Annotated in this window: 12 protein-coding genes; 8 read left to right on the top strand and 4 right to left on the bottom strand. The window is 57.5% G+C overall.

Going from position 1 to position 15,855, the window contains the following annotated elements:
- Nucleotides 1–113: 113 nt before the first annotated feature.
- From AS89_RS0105035 to katG, 3 genes are all read right to left on the bottom strand, one after another.
- The gene (locus AS89_RS0105035; RefSeq protein ID WP_010131314.1) at nt 114–686 is read right to left on the bottom strand and encodes a hypothetical protein; all 573 of its coding nucleotides are present in this window, start codon (nt 684–686) and stop codon (nt 114–116) included.
- A 258-nt stretch (nt 687–944) separates the two neighbouring features.
- Nucleotides 945–1,982: a MipA/OmpV family protein gene (locus AS89_RS0105030; RefSeq protein ID WP_158217339.1), complete on the bottom strand. Its 1,038-nt coding sequence runs from the start codon at nt 1,980–1,982 to the stop codon at nt 945–947.
- Between the two features lie 229 nt (nt 1,983–2,211).
- Entirely contained in the window at nt 2,212–4,446 is a 2,235-nt protein-coding gene (gene katG / locus AS89_RS0105025) for a catalase/peroxidase HPI (protein WP_029249804.1), read from the bottom strand.
- Nucleotides 4,447–4,747: 301 nt separating this feature from the next.
- Here katG and AS89_RS16940 point away from each other — a divergent pair, with 301 nt between their 5' ends.
- From AS89_RS16940 to AS89_RS0105010, 3 genes are read left to right on the top strand one after another with little or no spacing between them, the layout of a single operon-like run.
- Complete coding sequence (locus AS89_RS16940; RefSeq protein WP_010131311.1) at nt 4,748–5,869, top strand: efflux RND transporter periplasmic adaptor subunit; 1,122 nt, start codon at nt 4,748–4,750, stop codon at nt 5,867–5,869.
- Nucleotides 5,869–9,117, top strand: a complete 3,249-nt coding sequence (locus AS89_RS0105015) for an efflux RND transporter permease subunit (protein WP_010131310.1) — start codon at nt 5,869–5,871, stop codon at nt 9,115–9,117. Before AS89_RS16940 ends, AS89_RS0105015 begins: the two co-directional genes overlap by 1 nt.
- Nucleotides 9,117–9,701 carry an exopolysaccharide biosynthesis protein gene (locus AS89_RS0105010; RefSeq protein WP_029249803.1) on the top strand — a complete coding sequence of 195 codons (585 nt, stop codon included), beginning with the start codon at nt 9,117–9,119 and terminating at the stop codon, nt 9,699–9,701. The genes AS89_RS0105015 and AS89_RS0105010 overlap by 1 nt, the downstream gene beginning before the upstream one ends.
- Here AS89_RS0105010 and AS89_RS0105005 read toward each other — a convergent pair.
- Complete coding sequence (locus tag AS89_RS0105005) at nt 9,684–10,766, bottom strand: mechanosensitive ion channel family protein (protein WP_373419103.1); 1,083 nt, start codon at nt 10,764–10,766, stop codon at nt 9,684–9,686. The genes AS89_RS0105010 and AS89_RS0105005 overlap by 18 nt on opposite strands.
- A gap of 612 nt (nt 10,767–11,378) precedes the next feature.
- Here AS89_RS0105005 and ahpC point away from each other — a divergent pair.
- The 5 genes from ahpC to AS89_RS0104980 all read left to right on the top strand — a co-directional run.
- Nucleotides 11,379–11,945 carry an alkyl hydroperoxide reductase subunit C gene (gene ahpC / locus AS89_RS0105000; RefSeq protein ID WP_010131306.1) on the top strand — a complete coding sequence of 189 codons (567 nt, stop codon included), beginning with the start codon at nt 11,379–11,381 and terminating at the stop codon, nt 11,943–11,945.
- 216 nt (nt 11,946–12,161) lie between these two features.
- Entirely contained in the window at nt 12,162–13,754 is a 1,593-nt protein-coding gene (gene ahpF, locus AS89_RS0104995) for an alkyl hydroperoxide reductase subunit F (RefSeq protein WP_010131305.1), read from the top strand.
- A gap of 302 nt (nt 13,755–14,056) precedes the next feature.
- A complete protein-coding gene (locus tag AS89_RS0104990) occupies nt 14,057–14,635 on the top strand; it encodes a YceI family protein (protein WP_010131304.1) in 579 nt (192 codons plus the stop codon).
- 140 nt (nt 14,636–14,775) lie between these two features.
- A complete protein-coding gene (locus AS89_RS0104985) occupies nt 14,776–15,321 on the top strand; it encodes a DUF2058 domain-containing protein (protein ID WP_010131303.1) in 546 nt (181 codons plus the stop codon).
- A 31-nt stretch (nt 15,322–15,352) separates the two neighbouring features.
- Nucleotides 15,353–15,855: DUF1415 domain-containing protein (locus tag AS89_RS0104980; protein WP_010131302.1), on the top strand; the 503-nt coding region annotated here is incomplete at its 3' end.

Here is a 15,855-nt window from a genome sequence, read left to right as displayed (position 1 = left end):
ACCGGCAATAGCTTAGCCTACGCCCAGCCAGGTCCAAGCGTAACCGGCCAGATAGTGCAAAGGCGCCCATGGCGCCTTTGCCTCGTCGATGCAGTCAGGTGTTATCGCTGGCGTTAGCGGCGCGCCAAGTTCGAGCCGCGGGAATCCAGCGCCGCTAGAATCTTCTTCATTTCATCCGCTTCGTCCTGCACTCGTTTCGCCTTAGCAGCGGCCATTGCGGCCTTCTCCGCCTCAATGCCGGCCTTGATGGCGCGTTCACGCGCCGCACTGCCGGTGCGACCAGTGGCAATCTTTTCTTTCACCGGCTTCGCTTTGCGCTTGGCCGTTACCTTGGTCACCGCTTTGGCGGCCGTGCTACGGGGTTTGGCTTTTGGCTTGGGGGCCAGCGCCGCTTTGGTGGTGCCAGAGCGCACGGTCTTTATCCCCACCAGGCTCTTGGCGTTATAGGTATCCAGCGCCTCCTCAACCATTTCCTGCTGCTCCAGGCGGTCTTCCGCCACCGCAAACAGCTCCACATCAAACGCGTGAGCGCCAAAGGTCTTCAGCTCGTGGAAAAACGGGTGGTCAATACCCAGGGCAACAGCGTCTTGAATCTGTCGAAAGCGCGCCTCGGGAGTCACGCCATCGCGGGCAGTGCCCACCCATACTTCATCGGTCTCGCTATTGGTCAGGGTAAATACGATCATAATTCCTCAGTCAACATCACGGAGGCCAGCGCCGCCAAGTAACGGGCTGGATCAACAGGGCCAAAAGGCCGCGCATTCTAATGATTTAAAATGAAATGTGCAGACTTGACTTGCGGCGCCAGCCCTGACCTCTGGCGCCCTGTCGGTTGATTGGAAAATGGCTCACTGAATAGCCCCTGCTGCGATAATTTCGGCCTACCACATTGCCCGCTAATGGACCTTTGAACCTTGGGCCCCTTGATCGAGGTCTAGCGCCGCTCAGAAGGTATAGGTGATCGCAGCAAAGCCCTTGAGGACATGATTGTCGTCGACGATGGGACTGTCCGAAATATCATCACCCAGGTATTCCACGTTCAGGTCAATGACCAGGCGCCAGTGCTCGGTGATTTCCAGGATGCCGCCGACACCACCCTCGACCGTTACCGTACTGCCCACATCGTAGGCAGGCCGGAGCGGGTTGGCGGCCCAGATTGGCACACCGAAGTCGTAGTTGGCCAGATCACTGCTCAGCCAGTTCACCCCCAGGGATGGCCCCCAGCTGACATTGCCCGTCTGGAACCCTTTGGACACCCGCAGCTCAGCGGTACCACCCCCAAAGCGGTCCAGCACATCATGCTGATAGCGGAAATCGACATCGATACGGTTGGGGCCGTCGTACACCAGGCCAACGCCGGCCATCAGAGTGCTGTCGCGGTCGCCCAGGCCGACCAGTATCGGGCTATCGCTCTCCTCATAAGCACCGACGCGATAGGTCGCATTGACGGCAAAACGCAGGCTGTCACTTCCCCAGATCCCGTAGCGCAGGCTCGGGCCTACCCACTGTAAACGTTCACCGAAATAGGTAATGGCGGGGATAACCTGGGTGACCGCGGAATCAGAACCCACATAAGGGCTGCTACGCCCAATGACGCCAATACCGACACCCCACTGCCCGGCTTCACCCAGTACCTGGAACAGTTCGAGATCAAGGGTGGTGGTTTGCCCTTCCGCCAGGTAGAAACTTGCGCGCTGAAAGCTGGGAGGCCCCTTGGGACGATAACTGTTCGACAGGCCGATCGGCTCCTTGGGGATCCCGATAAAGGTTCTGTCCAGTGCGCGGTTATTGTTTTCGTCTGCATACACCAGCACCGCGATAGTACCGCTCGGCACCCCGGATAGCCGGTAGGCGCCTTCCTGGTTTACCGGCAAGACTGTCTCGCTGCGAGGGCTGCGAAAATCACCGAAGGCGTCCGGGTTGTCATAAACCTGAAACACCAGATTGCCCTCTGATGGCGCATTTAGCACGCGAACATTCAATTCAGCCCCGCTAGCAACACCACTAAAAAACAGAATAAATATGGAGCAAAGTCTAACGGCAAGATTATTCATCTCAGAGTACACGCCTTATCTGGGTTTTAGTTGGCTTCTACGCAGCGGCAAAGTGATCGGATCATACCCCCAACACAACAACAGGCGGCCCTAGCGCCGCCTGTGTTTTTCATGCAAGCCGTTGAATTATGGGGGAACATAATTCACGTACATACACTCAATCGAAGCGGTCCAGGTTCATCACTTTGGCCCAGGCCTCGGCGAAGTCATTAACAAACACTTCATTCGAGCCTGCGGTCGCATAATATTCTGCCACAGCGCGCAATTCAGAGTTTGAGCCAAAGATCAGGTCAACCGGGGTCGCGGTCCATTTCACTTCGCCAGTCTTGCGATCCTTCCCTTCGTAAATGCCTTCCCCCTGAGAGGATTTGGACCAAACCGAATCCATACTGAGGAGATTCACAAAAAAGTCATTTGTCAGCGTCCCCGGCTTATCCGTCAGCACACCGTGCTTGGAATTTCCGCTGTTCGCACCGAGGGCGCGCATTCCGCCCAGCAACACCGTCATTTCGGGTACGGTCAAGGTCAGCAAATCCGCTCGATCAACCAGCATTTCTGCCGGCGACACAGAATTCCCCTTGCCGTAGTAGTTTCTGAAACCATCCGCCATCGGCTCCAGCCAGGAAAATGACTCGACATCGGTCATTTCTTCCGTTGCATCGGTACGACCAGGCTTGAACGGTACGTGAATGTTGTGCCCAGCCTGCTTGGCGGCCTCTTCTACCGCAGCGTTGCCGGCAAGCACGATGGTATCGGCCAGGGACACGCGCTTGCCGCCGCCCAGTGATTCATTGAACCCCTGCTGGATGGACTCTAGTTTGCTTAGGACCTTACCCAGTTCCTGCGGATCATTTACCGGCCAGTCTTTTTGTGGTGCCAACCGTATCCGCGCACCATTGGCGCCACCGCGCATATCAGAACCGCGGAATGTAGAGGCCGAGGCCCAGGCAGTTCGCACCAGTTCGGGAACCGTCAACCCAGAGGCGAGTATCTGGCCTTTTAACTTCAACACATCCCGTTCGCCAATGGGCTGGTAATCCGCCGCTGGAAGCGGGTCCTGCCACAGGAGGTCCTCCTTGGGTACCTCCGGGCCCAGATAGCGGGATTTCGGCCCCAGATCGCGATGGGTCAGTTTAAACCACGCCTTGGCGAAGGCTTCTTCCAATTCTTGCGGGTTCTTCTGGAAACGCTCGGATATTTTCCGGTATGCGGGATCTTCCTTCAGGCTTAGATCTGTTGTCAGCATCACCGGCGGATGGCGTTTGTCTTTCAGGTGCGCGTCAGGAACCATGTTGGCGGCATTCGGGTCTGTCGGTATCCAGACGGTGCCGCCGCCCGGTGACTTGGTTTTTTTCCACTCGAACTTGTACAGGTTGTCCAGGTAATTGTTACTCCATTGCACGGGAGTAACGGTCCAGGCGCCTTCGAGGCCGCTGGTGAAGGTATCTTCCGCATTGCCCTTACCGCACTTGTTTTTCCAGCCGAACCCTTGCTCCTCAATCGGCGCCGCCGCAGGCTCCTTGCCAACACAGTCCGCTTTCACTGCACCGTGGTTCTTGCCAAATGCGTGGCCACCGGCAATCAGCGCAACCGTCTCCTCATCATTCATGGCCATACGACCGAATGAAAGGCGAATCCTCTCGGCTGCAGACTTCGGGTCCAGGTTACCCCCCGGCCCTTCCGGGTTGACGTAAATGAGCCCCATCACCGTGGCGGCCAACTCGCGATTTACCAGCTCTTTGCCCTTGAAGCGTTTTTCGTAGTCGAGCATCTGGGTCTCCGGGCCCCAGTACACCATCTCGGGTTCCCAGTCATCTACCCGGCCACCCGCAAAACCAAAGGTTTTGAAGCCCATGATTTCAAGAGACACGTTGCCGGTGAGAATCATCAGGTCGGCCCAGGATAGAGCATTGCCGTACTTCTGTTTTACCGGCCACAGCAGGCGACGCGCCTTGTCGAGGTTTGCGTTATCTGGCCAACTATTCAGCGGGTCAAAGCGCTGCTGCCCACCACCGGCGCCACCGCGACCATCACCGACGCGATAGGTACCGGCGGAGTGCCACGCCATACGGATCATAAACGGCCCATAGTTTCCGTAATCCGCGGGCCACCAGTCCTGGGAAGTCGTGAGTACGTTCGCGATGTCCTTTTTCACCGCGCTCAGGTCGAGCGCGCTGAATGCTTTGGCATAATCGAAATCGTCATCCATGGGATTTGAAGCGCGCCCATGATTGCGTAACGGTGCCAGGTCAAGCTGATCCGGCCACCAGAAGGTGTTGGGCTTTGGCTGCCCCGGCATGGGGGTTTCCTGGGCGTGGATCGACACGCTGGTGGAAAGTGTCGCTACCGCAATGGCGAGAGCGGTACACAAAGGAATCGTTTTTCTAATCATTGGCGTGCCTCCTGAGGGACAGCGAGGATAATGAAGATACTGAGGGCAATCGGGAACCGTTTGGTTCTGAATATAGGCACTGGCACAAGTCTTGTTGACGCAAGATGAAAACTCCTGCGCCAACGAATGCTTTCAACCGCAAAAACATGAACGCGGCTGGGGAAAAACAGTGATTCACCCCAGCATGGATAAAGCGGTCAAATCACCCTTATTGTTTTTCCCTATGCAGTCGTGGTGAATCCCACTGAGCCTGTGACGCCCGGTTACTACACTAGCCAGATACTTTTGCCGATTCTCGTCTATGTGGTTTACCAGGCTTGTCGTCATTGCACTTACCGTGATTCCCTCGGCACACGCCGCGGATGAGTCCGCGGCGCCACTTGCCGTAGAGGCGGTCGTGGCGCGCGTGCAACCGCTGGTTGAGGAAGTGCCCGTCACTGGCACCATCAATCCACTGCGGCAAGCCCTGCTGTCTGCGGAAGTTGCGGGGCTAATCGAGGCAATTCATGCGGATATTGGCGACAAGGTTGCGCGGGGCGCACCACTGCTTAACCTGGACCCGGAGCTCAGCAGTATCCGTCGCGATGCAGCGCTTGCGGAAGTAGCGCGGGTACGGGAGACCCTGGCGGACAGCCGACGGCGCCTTGCCGAGCTACAGCGGCTGGTGGGCGACGATCATGTGGCGGAGACCGAAGTGGAAAACCTCGCCTCGGAAGTGCGTGAGCGCAGCGCGCAACTGCAAGCGGCACAAGTGGAGACAGAACGCTTGAGCGCTCTCCTCCGCCGACATCAGGTCACGGCGCCATTTCCCGGTATCGTCAGCATGCGGGCAGTGGACCTGGGTGAATGGGTGGAGCCCGGTACCGCGCTATTCGAACTGGTCGATACCCAATCCCTGCGCGCAGACTTTCAGGTGCCACAACGCTATTTCTCCAGTATTCGCCCACGCACTGAAATCCGCGTAACGCTGGACAGCGGCGAATCATTCACGACCCGGGTTGAACACAAGGTTCCGGTAAGCCGCAGTGGCAGCCGCACCTTTTTGCTGCGCACAATACTTGCCCCAGGCGCGCCATCCGGCAGCGAACGCCCACAGCTCATCCCCGGCATGTCAGCCTCGGCGATACTGCAGCTGAAAAGCAAACGACAGGGAATCGCCGTACCGCGGGATGCCATACTGCGCTATCCGGATGGACGTATCACCGTATGGATAGCCGCACCCGACAGCCAGTGGGACAAAGTGACCGCGGTCAACGAGCAACCCGTAACCACCGGGCTTAGCTTTAATGGCATGATCGAAATCAAATCTGGCATCGAGGCTGGGCAGCAGGTGATCGTGCGTGGCAACGAGAGTCTTCAGGTCGACCAAAAGATTGTACTGAAACGCGCGCGCTCCGCCAGCCCCGGCGCAGAAGGTCGCTGATGTTCGCGCAGATCATCAAGAACGGTATTCTCGTTACCGTCGCCGTTCTGATCATCGCCATACTCGGCCTGGTCGCGGCCTTCCGTATACCCGTGCAGATGATTCCGGACCTGGAGGTACGCACCATCTCCATCCGCACCAGCTGGCCCGGCGCCACCCCGCAGGATATCGAAAAAGAGATTCTGATCGAGCAGGAAGAGTACCTGCGCAATATTCCTTATTTACAGGAGCTGGAGTCTTCCGCCGATCTGGGCACGGCGAATATCGAACTGGAATTCCCATTTGGCGTCGACATCCTCGAAACCCAGATCCGCGTCAACAACGCCCTTACCCAGGTGCCCTCTTACCCGGAGAACGTGGACGAGCCCCGGGTTTACGCCACCTCGTTTTCTTCCAATGCGTTTATGTATTTTCGCGTCTCCCCCCTGCCGGGCAATCCGCGCGGGCTGTATATGGACATGCTGCGAGACTATGTGGAGGACAATGTGCGGCCGCGCATGTCCGGTGTCCCCGGTGTCGCTCAGGTGGATGTGGGTGGTGGCGCCGAGCGACAGATTCAGATACGCCTGCAACCTGAGCGGCTGGCAGAGCGCAACCTGACACTCACCGAAGTACGCGAGGCGATTCGCGCCCGCAACCGGGATATTTCTGGCGGCGAAGTGGAGAGCGGCAAGCGCCGCTATTTGCTGCGCACTTTGGGACGCTTCAAAGACCTGCAGGAACTACGCGCCCTGATCCTGCGCCGTGATGGCGACAGCCTGGTCCGCCTGGGTGAGGTGGCGGAAATCCAGCTGGATCATTTCAAGATTCGCCGCAGCGCGTTCGTCAATGGCCAGCCCGCCATCTTCCTGTCGGTGCGCCGTGAAAGCGGTTCCAACGTCATCAATATCAAACGTGCAATGATGGAAGAAGTTGCACGCATCAATCAGGAGCTGCTGGAGCCCCAGGGCATGAACATGGCCCTGACCGCTGACGATGTGGGTTACGTGGAAGCGTCGGTGTTCAATGTATGGAAGAATCTGGCGCTGGGTGCCCTGCTCGCCACGGCCATCATGTACGCTTTCCTACGCTCTTTTCGCGCAACCGCCCTCGGTGTGGTGGGCATTCCCATCTGTACCATTGCCGCATTCATCGGGCTATTGGTTGCCGGGCGTACCATCAATGTCATCTCCCTCGCCGGCGTTGCCTTCTCTATCGGCATGACACTGGATAACAGTATCGTGGTTCTGGAGAGCATCGAGCTGGAGCGCCGCCGCGGGCTGGATCGCCTGCAGGCGGCGATCAGCGGCGTGCAAAAAGTATGGCCCGCAGTGCTTGCGTCTACCCTCACTACGGTGATGGTCTTTCTGCCGGTAGTGTTTATCGCCGAAGAGGCCGGGCAGCTGTATTCGGATATCGCCATCGCGATTTCCGCTTCGATTCTGGTATCCATGCTGGTGGCAATCACGGTGATTCCTACCGCCAGCGCGCGACTGAAATTCGACGGCAAGCTCAGCCAAGCGGATGCAGACAACCGGCAAGACAGCAAACTGCGCCGCGGGGTTGTCGACCGGATTCACTGGTTGCTGGTCTCTTCCTCCAGGCGCATTTTCTGTATTGCCATTACCGTGGTCACGAGTCTCGCCATCGTCCTGTTACTGACCCCTCCGGCGGAGTACCTGCCAGAGGGGGAAGAAGCGAAAACCTTCGCCTACATGAATGCGCCCCCCGGCTACAATCTCGCCACCATGAAGGAAATCGGGCTGGAGATACAGGATTACTTCCTTCCCTATGTGCAGCCGGAAGCAACCCGCGAAGACCCGGCCGCAGCCAGCAGCAAAAATACTAGTGCAATAAACGGGAGTACTGAAGAGGTGACTGGCGCACCGAAAGTGCCGTTAATGAAGTACTTCATTCTCAGCGTATCCCCGCAAAACCTGCGCATCATCGCGGAAACAAAAGACCCGCGTGATATCGACGAGCTGATGACTGCCATCGTGCGCAAGTACGAGCAATATCCCGGCATGCGTGCCTTTGCCACCCGCGGCTCGATTATCAGCAGTAACGATGGCGGAACCCGCAGCGTGAACCTGAATATTTCCGGAGCCAACCTCGCCGACCTGTATCAGGTCGCCCGCACAGCCTACAGTCGCGCCAAGGCAATTTTCAACGACCCCAATATCCAGACCCAACCGGCCAGCCTGTCGCTGGCGCAACCACTGCTGGAAGTAAAACCTCGGTGGGAGCGCGCCGAAGAGGTGGGCATGAGCGCGGAGGATATCGGTTTCGCAGTCGCCGCGCTAACGGACGGCGCTTTCGTCAATGAATTCTTTCTCAATGATGACAAGATCGATATCTACCTCTACAACCAGCAAGGGCCCGAGGCCACCGTCGAGACCCTGCAGCAAATCTTCATCTACACCCCCACCGGGGCGGTGCTGCCACTGTCAGAACTGGCACACATAGAGGAAATCGTCGACACGGCTACCGTGCGCCGCATAGACGGCCGCCGTACCGTGACCCTGAATATCATTCCACCGCGCTCGGTTGCTCTGGAGACCGGTGTAGAAGCCGTGCGCACGGAGCTGGTCCAGTACATGCGCGAAAACGGTCAGGTACCCCTCGGGGTTTCCATGGACATCTCCGGCGCCGCAGACCAGCTGGAGGCTACCCGCGCTTCCCTTGGCAGCAACTACCTGGTGGCACTCGCCATCATCTACCTGTTGATGGTGGCCATCTTCAGTCACTGGGGTTACCCATTGCTTATCATGACCACCATTCCGCTGGGGATTGCCGGCGGCATCGTGGGGCTGGCGCTACTGAACCTGGTGGGTGCCACCCTGCGCAGCATGGGGTTTGAGGGGGTGCATCAACCCTTCGACATGATTTCCATGCTCGGCTTCCTGATCCTGATGGGTACTGTCGTCAACAACCCTATCCTGATCGTGCACCGGGCCATCACCAATGTGAAAGAAGAAAAACTGAACCCCGTCGAAGCAGTACAGGAGGCCGTGGACTCCCGCCTGCGCCCCATTGCCATTTCCACTCTGACGACGATTTTTGGTCTGGCGCCACTGGTATTCCTGCCCGGTGCGGGCACCGAGCTCTACCGCGGAGTCGGGGTCATTGTCATGGCGGGCATTATTGGCTCTATGGCCGTGACTCTCACCGCTTTACCAGCTCTCACGGTCATCGTGCTCAACTGGCATGCGCGGCTTGCGCAAACCTCGCACCCGCGCAAGCGTGCTCACAAGCCTGGTGAGACGTGATGCAAGAGGACATCAGAAACCTGGGACAACTGCTCGTTCAACTCGAGCGACTGGGGAGCGAGCACGATCCGGTAACTCTGGGCCAGGTACTTGAGGCATTGGGGGAGCGCTCGTTTGCCCCGCTACTTCTGGTAGCGGGATTGATACTCTTTTCACCACTTTCGGGAATCCCCGGTGTGCCGACGCTAATGGGGCTTACGATCTTGCTCACATCGGTGCAAATGCTGTTGCTTAGGCGCTACCTGTGGCTGCCTCAGTGGTTGTTGCGGAAGTCGATCTCCGCGAGCCGATTCCTGCGCGTGGTGCGTTGGCTGCAACGACCGGCGACCACCATTGACCACTGGCTGCAGCCGCGCCTGTCCGTCCTGGTGCACCGCGGTGGTAGCTACCTGATCGCACTGGTCAGCACCGCCATCGGCATCGCGCTGCCTGCAATGGAAATACTGCCCTTCTCCGCCACCATTGCCGGGCTTGCCCTCACCCTTTTCGGGCTGGCACTGATTGCGCAGGATGGCCTGACCGCACTCATAGCGCTGAGCGTTACCGGGCTGATCGCAGCGCTGGCTTTATGGTTGTGGATGTAAGGAGGCGCCCTTTTCCGGGACACTGATCAGCCGCACATCGCGCTGCGGGAACGGAATCTCGATATTGTGCTCTTGCAGTGTCTCCAGAATGGTCAACAGCAGGTCACCACCAACCCGGTTGCGACCATCATCGATGCCCTCCATCCAGAATTCGACAAACATGTTCACGCCGTTGTCACCAAAACTGTCAATTTCGCAATCGGGACGCTCTTCAACCGGCAAATCTGGCCCACTGAGTACCTGCGGGTGTTGCGCCACCGTCTCCTTGATAATCTCAACCAGCGCACGGACGTTGGTGCCATAGCCAACCCCGAAATCTACCCGGTAGCGTTGCTTTTTATTTTTGTGGGTCCAGTTGATAAATGCGTTGGATACAAACTTTTCATTCGGCACCACAACATCTTTTCCATCAAAGGTTTCCAACGTGGTCGAGCGCATGTTGAGCTCCGTCACCTGGCCTTTGCGCCCATCTTCCATCTCGATGTAATCGCCGACGGTTACCGATCGATCGAGAATAATGATGATGCCGGAGATGAAGTTCGAGGCAATCGTCTGCAGTCCAAAACCGATACCGACACCAACCGCACCGCCGAATACCGCCAGCGCCGTCAAGTTGATCCCCATCAGCTGCAACAGCAACAGCGCGATAATCACAAACAGGCCGATTTCAAACAGCTTGGCCGCGACCTCTCGCGTGCGCACATCCAGCGTTTCCTGCTTGCGGATAATGGTCTGGCCGGTCAGGTTGGAGATGCGTCCGAGCCAGAATAACAGGGAGCCGAAAATTGCGGTGCGCACGATGCCGTATGCCGTCAGGCGAATATTGCCGATCTGAACCGCCATCGAATCCAGCACCTGCACCACGTCGTCGAGCACGCCGAGCACGTACAGAAACAATATCGGCATGCCCACCCACAAGAAAATCTTCGCGACCGGCGAAGTGCCAATCACCGTGCGCACGAACGAATAGAACAGCAGGACAAGCGCAATCGCCAGGGCAAACTGAAGCAGCCAGCTACTGGCGTTTACCAGTGGAAGGAAGGCCGCGGACACTCTTAACAACACAATCGCCAGTAGAGGAAACAGCAGTTTTCCGCAGCGATACAGAAGCAGACGCAGTGGCTGGCTTTCGGGACTTGCGGGCGGAGCGGATAAAACCGGAAGAAACGTTACAACACGCCGCGAAGCCACCCATGCCACCCCGTACACGAGGAGCACGATAGCGGCCTGGCTCAATGCATCAGCAGAAAAAAGGGAGGCCTGCCAATCCTCCCATTGATTGAATAGTTGAAACTCAGTGTCCATTGCCAGGTCCAGATATCGTTATGTCGGTGAGCGTCAGCAGCAAGCCGGTTACGCGGGCAGTTACCCTTGCAACAACCTGCACAACTCTCTAAGTGCACCTCTCCAGTGCACATATGCCCGCTACATCGGCTGAATCGGGGTATTTAAACATGGTGAGGGTGCGCTTGTATCAACCCAGCCATGCACAAACCAGCACCGCACCAAAACTATTCAAAAATAGCCACTGATAGAAATAAGCAATCAGCGACATTTAAATCAATTATTTTTATTAGATACACCAAGCTAATAGTATTTCACCCGTACCCGATAACCAGTTTTCAAAAACGGCCCCCAGCAACGGGGCAAAACTCTCTCACGAGATAAGGAAATACCATGGCTAACTACATCAACAGCGAAATCAAACCGTTCAAAGCGAAGGCCTATCAGTCTGGTGACTTTTTCGATGTGACGGACGCGGACCTGAAAGGCAAGTGGTCTGTGGTCTTCTTCTACCCGGCGGACTTCACCTTCGTATGCCCGACCGAGCTGGGTGACCTGGCGGACAACTATGCCGAGTTCCAGAAGCTGGGCGTTGAGGTCTACTCCATATCCACCGACACCCACTTCACCCACAAGGCGTGGCACGACACTTCCGACACCATCGGCAAGATCCAATTCCCGATGATCGGTGACCCCACCGGTGCCATCACCCGCAACTTTGGCGTGATGATCGAGGAAGAAGGCATCGCGGACCGCGGCACCTTCGTGATCGACCCGGAAGGCAAGATCCAGATCGTTGAGATCAACGCGGGTGGTATCGGCCGCGACGCTCAGGACCTGCTGCGCAAGATCAAGGCTGCCCAGTACGTCGCTGCCCACCCAGGTGAAGTTTGCCCGGCCAAGTGGAAGGAAGGCGAAGAGACCCTCGCACCCTCCCTGGACCTTGTAGGCAAGATCTAACGAGTAGTTGCGGGCTCCGGCCCGCAAAAAATCTGAGCTCTGAATAGTGCTCAGTGGCGCCGCCGCTACCGGGTGCTCTCTTGTGAGACACGCCGTGAACCCATCCCTGGGGGCTCTTCTAAAACATCCCTGTTTTAGAAGGTCTCACAAGAGAGCACCCGGCATCGGCACCTTCACAGCAACTTCTGATAAACACCCGAATTTCAGGACACACCGATGTTGGACGCAAACGTAAAGAAACAATTGGACACCTATCTGCAGAATATCGTCACTCCGATCGAGATCAGTGTGTCCGCCGACAGCAGCCCCAAGGCTGTTGAACTGAATAACCTCGCCAGCGACATTAGCAACCTCTCCGACAAGATTACGCTGAAGCAAGAAAGTCGCTCGCGCACCCCGAGCATGGCGATCGCCCCGGCTGGCGAACGCCCGCGCGTCAGCTTTGCTGGCATCCCCATGGGGCACGAATTCACCTCCCTGGTACTCGCCCTGCTACAAGCCGGCGGGCACCCCTCCAAGGTAGATCCCACGCTGCAGGAGCAGATCCGCAATATCCCGGGTGAATTCCATTTTGAAACCTATATTTCGCTGTCCTGCCAGAACTGCCCGGACGTGGTGCAGGCGTTGAACCTGATGGCGAACCTGAACCCGAACATTACCCACGAGATGATCGATGGTGCCCTGTTCCAGGAGGAAGTCGATGAGCGACAAATTATGGCGGTGCCCGCGGTTTACCTGAATGGTGAGCATTTTGCGCAGGGCCGCATGAGCCTCGAAGAGATCGTCGGCAAGGTCGACACCGGCGCCGCCGCGCGTAATGCGGAAGAACTGAGTGAGCGCGCGCCCTACGATGTACTGGTACTGGGCGGTGGCCCGGCGGGTGCGGCCGCGGCAATTTACGCAGCGCGCAAAGGTATTCGCACCGGCCTTGTGGCCGAGCGATTCGGCGGACAGGTGATGGACACGGTGGGTATCGAAAACTTTATCTCGGTGCCCTATACCGAAGGCCCCAAACTGACCGCGAGCCTTGAACAGCACGTCAAAGAATATGGGGTCGATATCATCACCGGCCAGCGCGCCGCGGCGCTGACGTGCGACAAGATGATCGAGCTGCAATTGGAAAGTGGCGCCACCCTGGCCGGTAAATCGGTGGTGCTCGCGACCGGGGCGCGCTGGCGCGAACTGGGTGTGCCCGGCGAAGCGGAATATCGCACCAAGGGTGTGGCCTACTGCCCCCACTGCGATGGCCCTTTCTTCAAGGGCAAGCATGTGGCGGTGATTGGCGGCGGCAACTCGGGCATTGAAGCGGCGATCGACCTGGCCGGTATCGTCAAACACGTCACTGTGCTGGAGTTCGCCGACACCCTGCGCGCCGACGAAGTGCTGGTGCGCAAGGCGCGTTCCATGGCGAACATCGACATTATCACCAATGCCCAGACCACCGAGGTGCTCGGCGATGGCGACAAGGTCAATGGCCTGCAATACACCGACCGCGTGAGCGGCGAGAGCAACAAGCTCGAACTGGCCGGAGTGTTTGTACAAATTGGCCTGGTGCCCAACACCGAGTTCCTGCGCGACAGCGGGCTGGAAATGAATCGCATGGGCGAGATCGAAATCGACAGCCGCGGCGCGACGTCAATGCCGGGGGTGTTTGCGGCGGGAGACGCCACAACCGTGCCCTATAAGCAGATTGTTATCTCCATGGGCGCCGGCGCAACCGCTGCACTGGGCGCGTTTGATCACCTGATCCGCGCATCGGTCACCGACACAAACAGCCAAGAGGAAGAGGCACTGTCCATGGCGAGCTGACGCTCAACGGTACACGCAACTGCAGGGGCCGCCGACCCCTGATGACCGACTTTCCGGTGCGCCGCAGCCGGCCTTCAAGGGTCAGCGGCCACCGGGGGGACCCCACCCCTTCGCCGGCACATGCCGGCTTTTTTACTACCTTTCTTTTTCACTACCATTCAGCAACTTCCTCTGGCCAGCTGCCACAACGGATGATAACGTTTCTCAGCTAGAACTGACTGGTCGAAGTCAGTCAAGCACACATGTCCAAATGCCTGGGCGTGTGCTTGCAGGTTATTACCGGTTGAAACAGGAGAATCACCATGTCTTTCAAGTCCATCGCGCTCGCATCCCTGCTGGCCCTGCCACTCTCTGCCCTTGCCGACTGGCAGCTTGCCGGGGACGACTCCAGTGTGAATTTTGTTTCAGTGAAGAAGACCAATATTCCGGAAATGCACCACTTCAAAAGCATGAGTGGCAGCATCTCCGATGAAGGCAAGGCACAACTGACCATTGACCTGGCCAGTGTTGAAACCAACATCCCGATCCGTAACGAGCGCATGCAGAAAATGCTGTTCAATACCGCGAAATTTGCCAAGGCCACCATCAGCACCGATGTGGATGCGGAAAAACTGAAGGGTCTCAAGGCCGGCGAGAGCATGGCGGTGGATGCCAATGTCACGGTCGAAGTGCACGGAGAAACCAAAACCGAAAAGGCCATGCTGCAAGTCACCGGGCTGGCGGATGGCAAGTTACTGGTCACTACCAGCACCCCGATTATTGTGAATGCCGGCAACTACAAGCTATTGGAAGGCATCGAGAAATTGCGTGAAGTCGCGGGTCTCGACAGCATCAGCCCAATTGTGCCGGTGACCGCCAAACTGGTATTCATGGAGAAGTGATTTTTTCGATCGACGCATTGGCGTGGCGGTATTCGCAAGGATACCGCCACAGATTTCCCCAGCCCCCTGCGATACCTTTCACAAATCCGCTAGAATTCGCGCCATCACTCCCATCCGTTGGATCAATCAGGTAGATCAACATGGCATCACTCCAGGACCAACTGCTGAAGGCAGGTCTGGTAGATAGCAAAAAAGCCAAGAAAATCAGCAAAGAGAAGCGCAAGCAGAACAAGGTTGCGAAGAGCTCCGGCCAAGCGCAGGTGGATGAGGCCAAGCTCGCCGCGGAGCAAGCCCGCGCCGAAAAAGCCGCCAGGGACCGGGAGCTGAACGCCCAGCGCGAAGCGGCGGCGCAGCAGAAAGCAATTGCCGCCCAGATTAAACAGCTGATCGAGCACAACAAGCAGCCCAAAGGTGCCAACGGGAACAACGACGTCGCATACCACTTTACCTTTGAGAAAAAGGTGAAGAAAATTTACGTCTCCAGCGCAGTGCAGGAACACCTGACTGCCGGCCGCCTGCTGATCGTCGGCGAAGGGGAGCACTTTGAGCTGGTACCGCGCGTCATCGCCGACAAGATTGCCGAACGCAATGCGAATATGGTTGTACAGCCGCCCGAGCAATCTGCCGCAGTGGACGAGGACGATCCCTACGCAGGCTACGAAATCCCAGACGACCTGATGTGGTAACGCGGGCCCTGAACCGCTTCCCGGAGTCAATATGACCGACAGTGACCCAATTGTCGCCCAGGTAGAACGCTGGCTGCAGGACGTGGTGGTGGGCCTGAACCTGTGCCCTTTCGCCCGCAAGCCACTGCGGGCCGGGCAGATTCGCTTTGTGGTGAGCGAGGCTGCCGGTGAAAAGTGCAACGAAGTATTGCTGGAAGAGCTATTGCAGGAATTTCAGGTGCTGGACCGCTGTGATGAGCAGGAGGTGGAAACCACACTGCTGATACTGCCCACCCAGCTGCGCGACTTCCACGACTACAATTTTTTTCTGGATGACGCCGAGTGGCTACTGAAACGTCAGGGCTATGAAGGCACCTACCAGATCGCCAGCTTCCACCCCCAATACCAGTTTGCAGACACGGATCCCGAGGATCCAGAAAATCTCACCAACCGCTCTCCCTACCCGATTCTGCATATCCTGCGGGAAGCAAGCATGGAGCGCGGACTGAAAAATTATCCGGATCCGGAATCCATCCCGCACAACAATATTGTGCG

Origin of the sequence: Microbulbifer agarilyticus S89 (assembly GCF_000220505.1) — a bacterium.
GTDB lineage: Bacteria > Pseudomonadota > Gammaproteobacteria > Pseudomonadales > Cellvibrionaceae > Microbulbifer > Microbulbifer agarilyticus_B.
The sequence above is the reverse complement of the archived record's forward strand: the minus strand, read 5'-3'. Positions and strand labels throughout refer to the sequence as shown.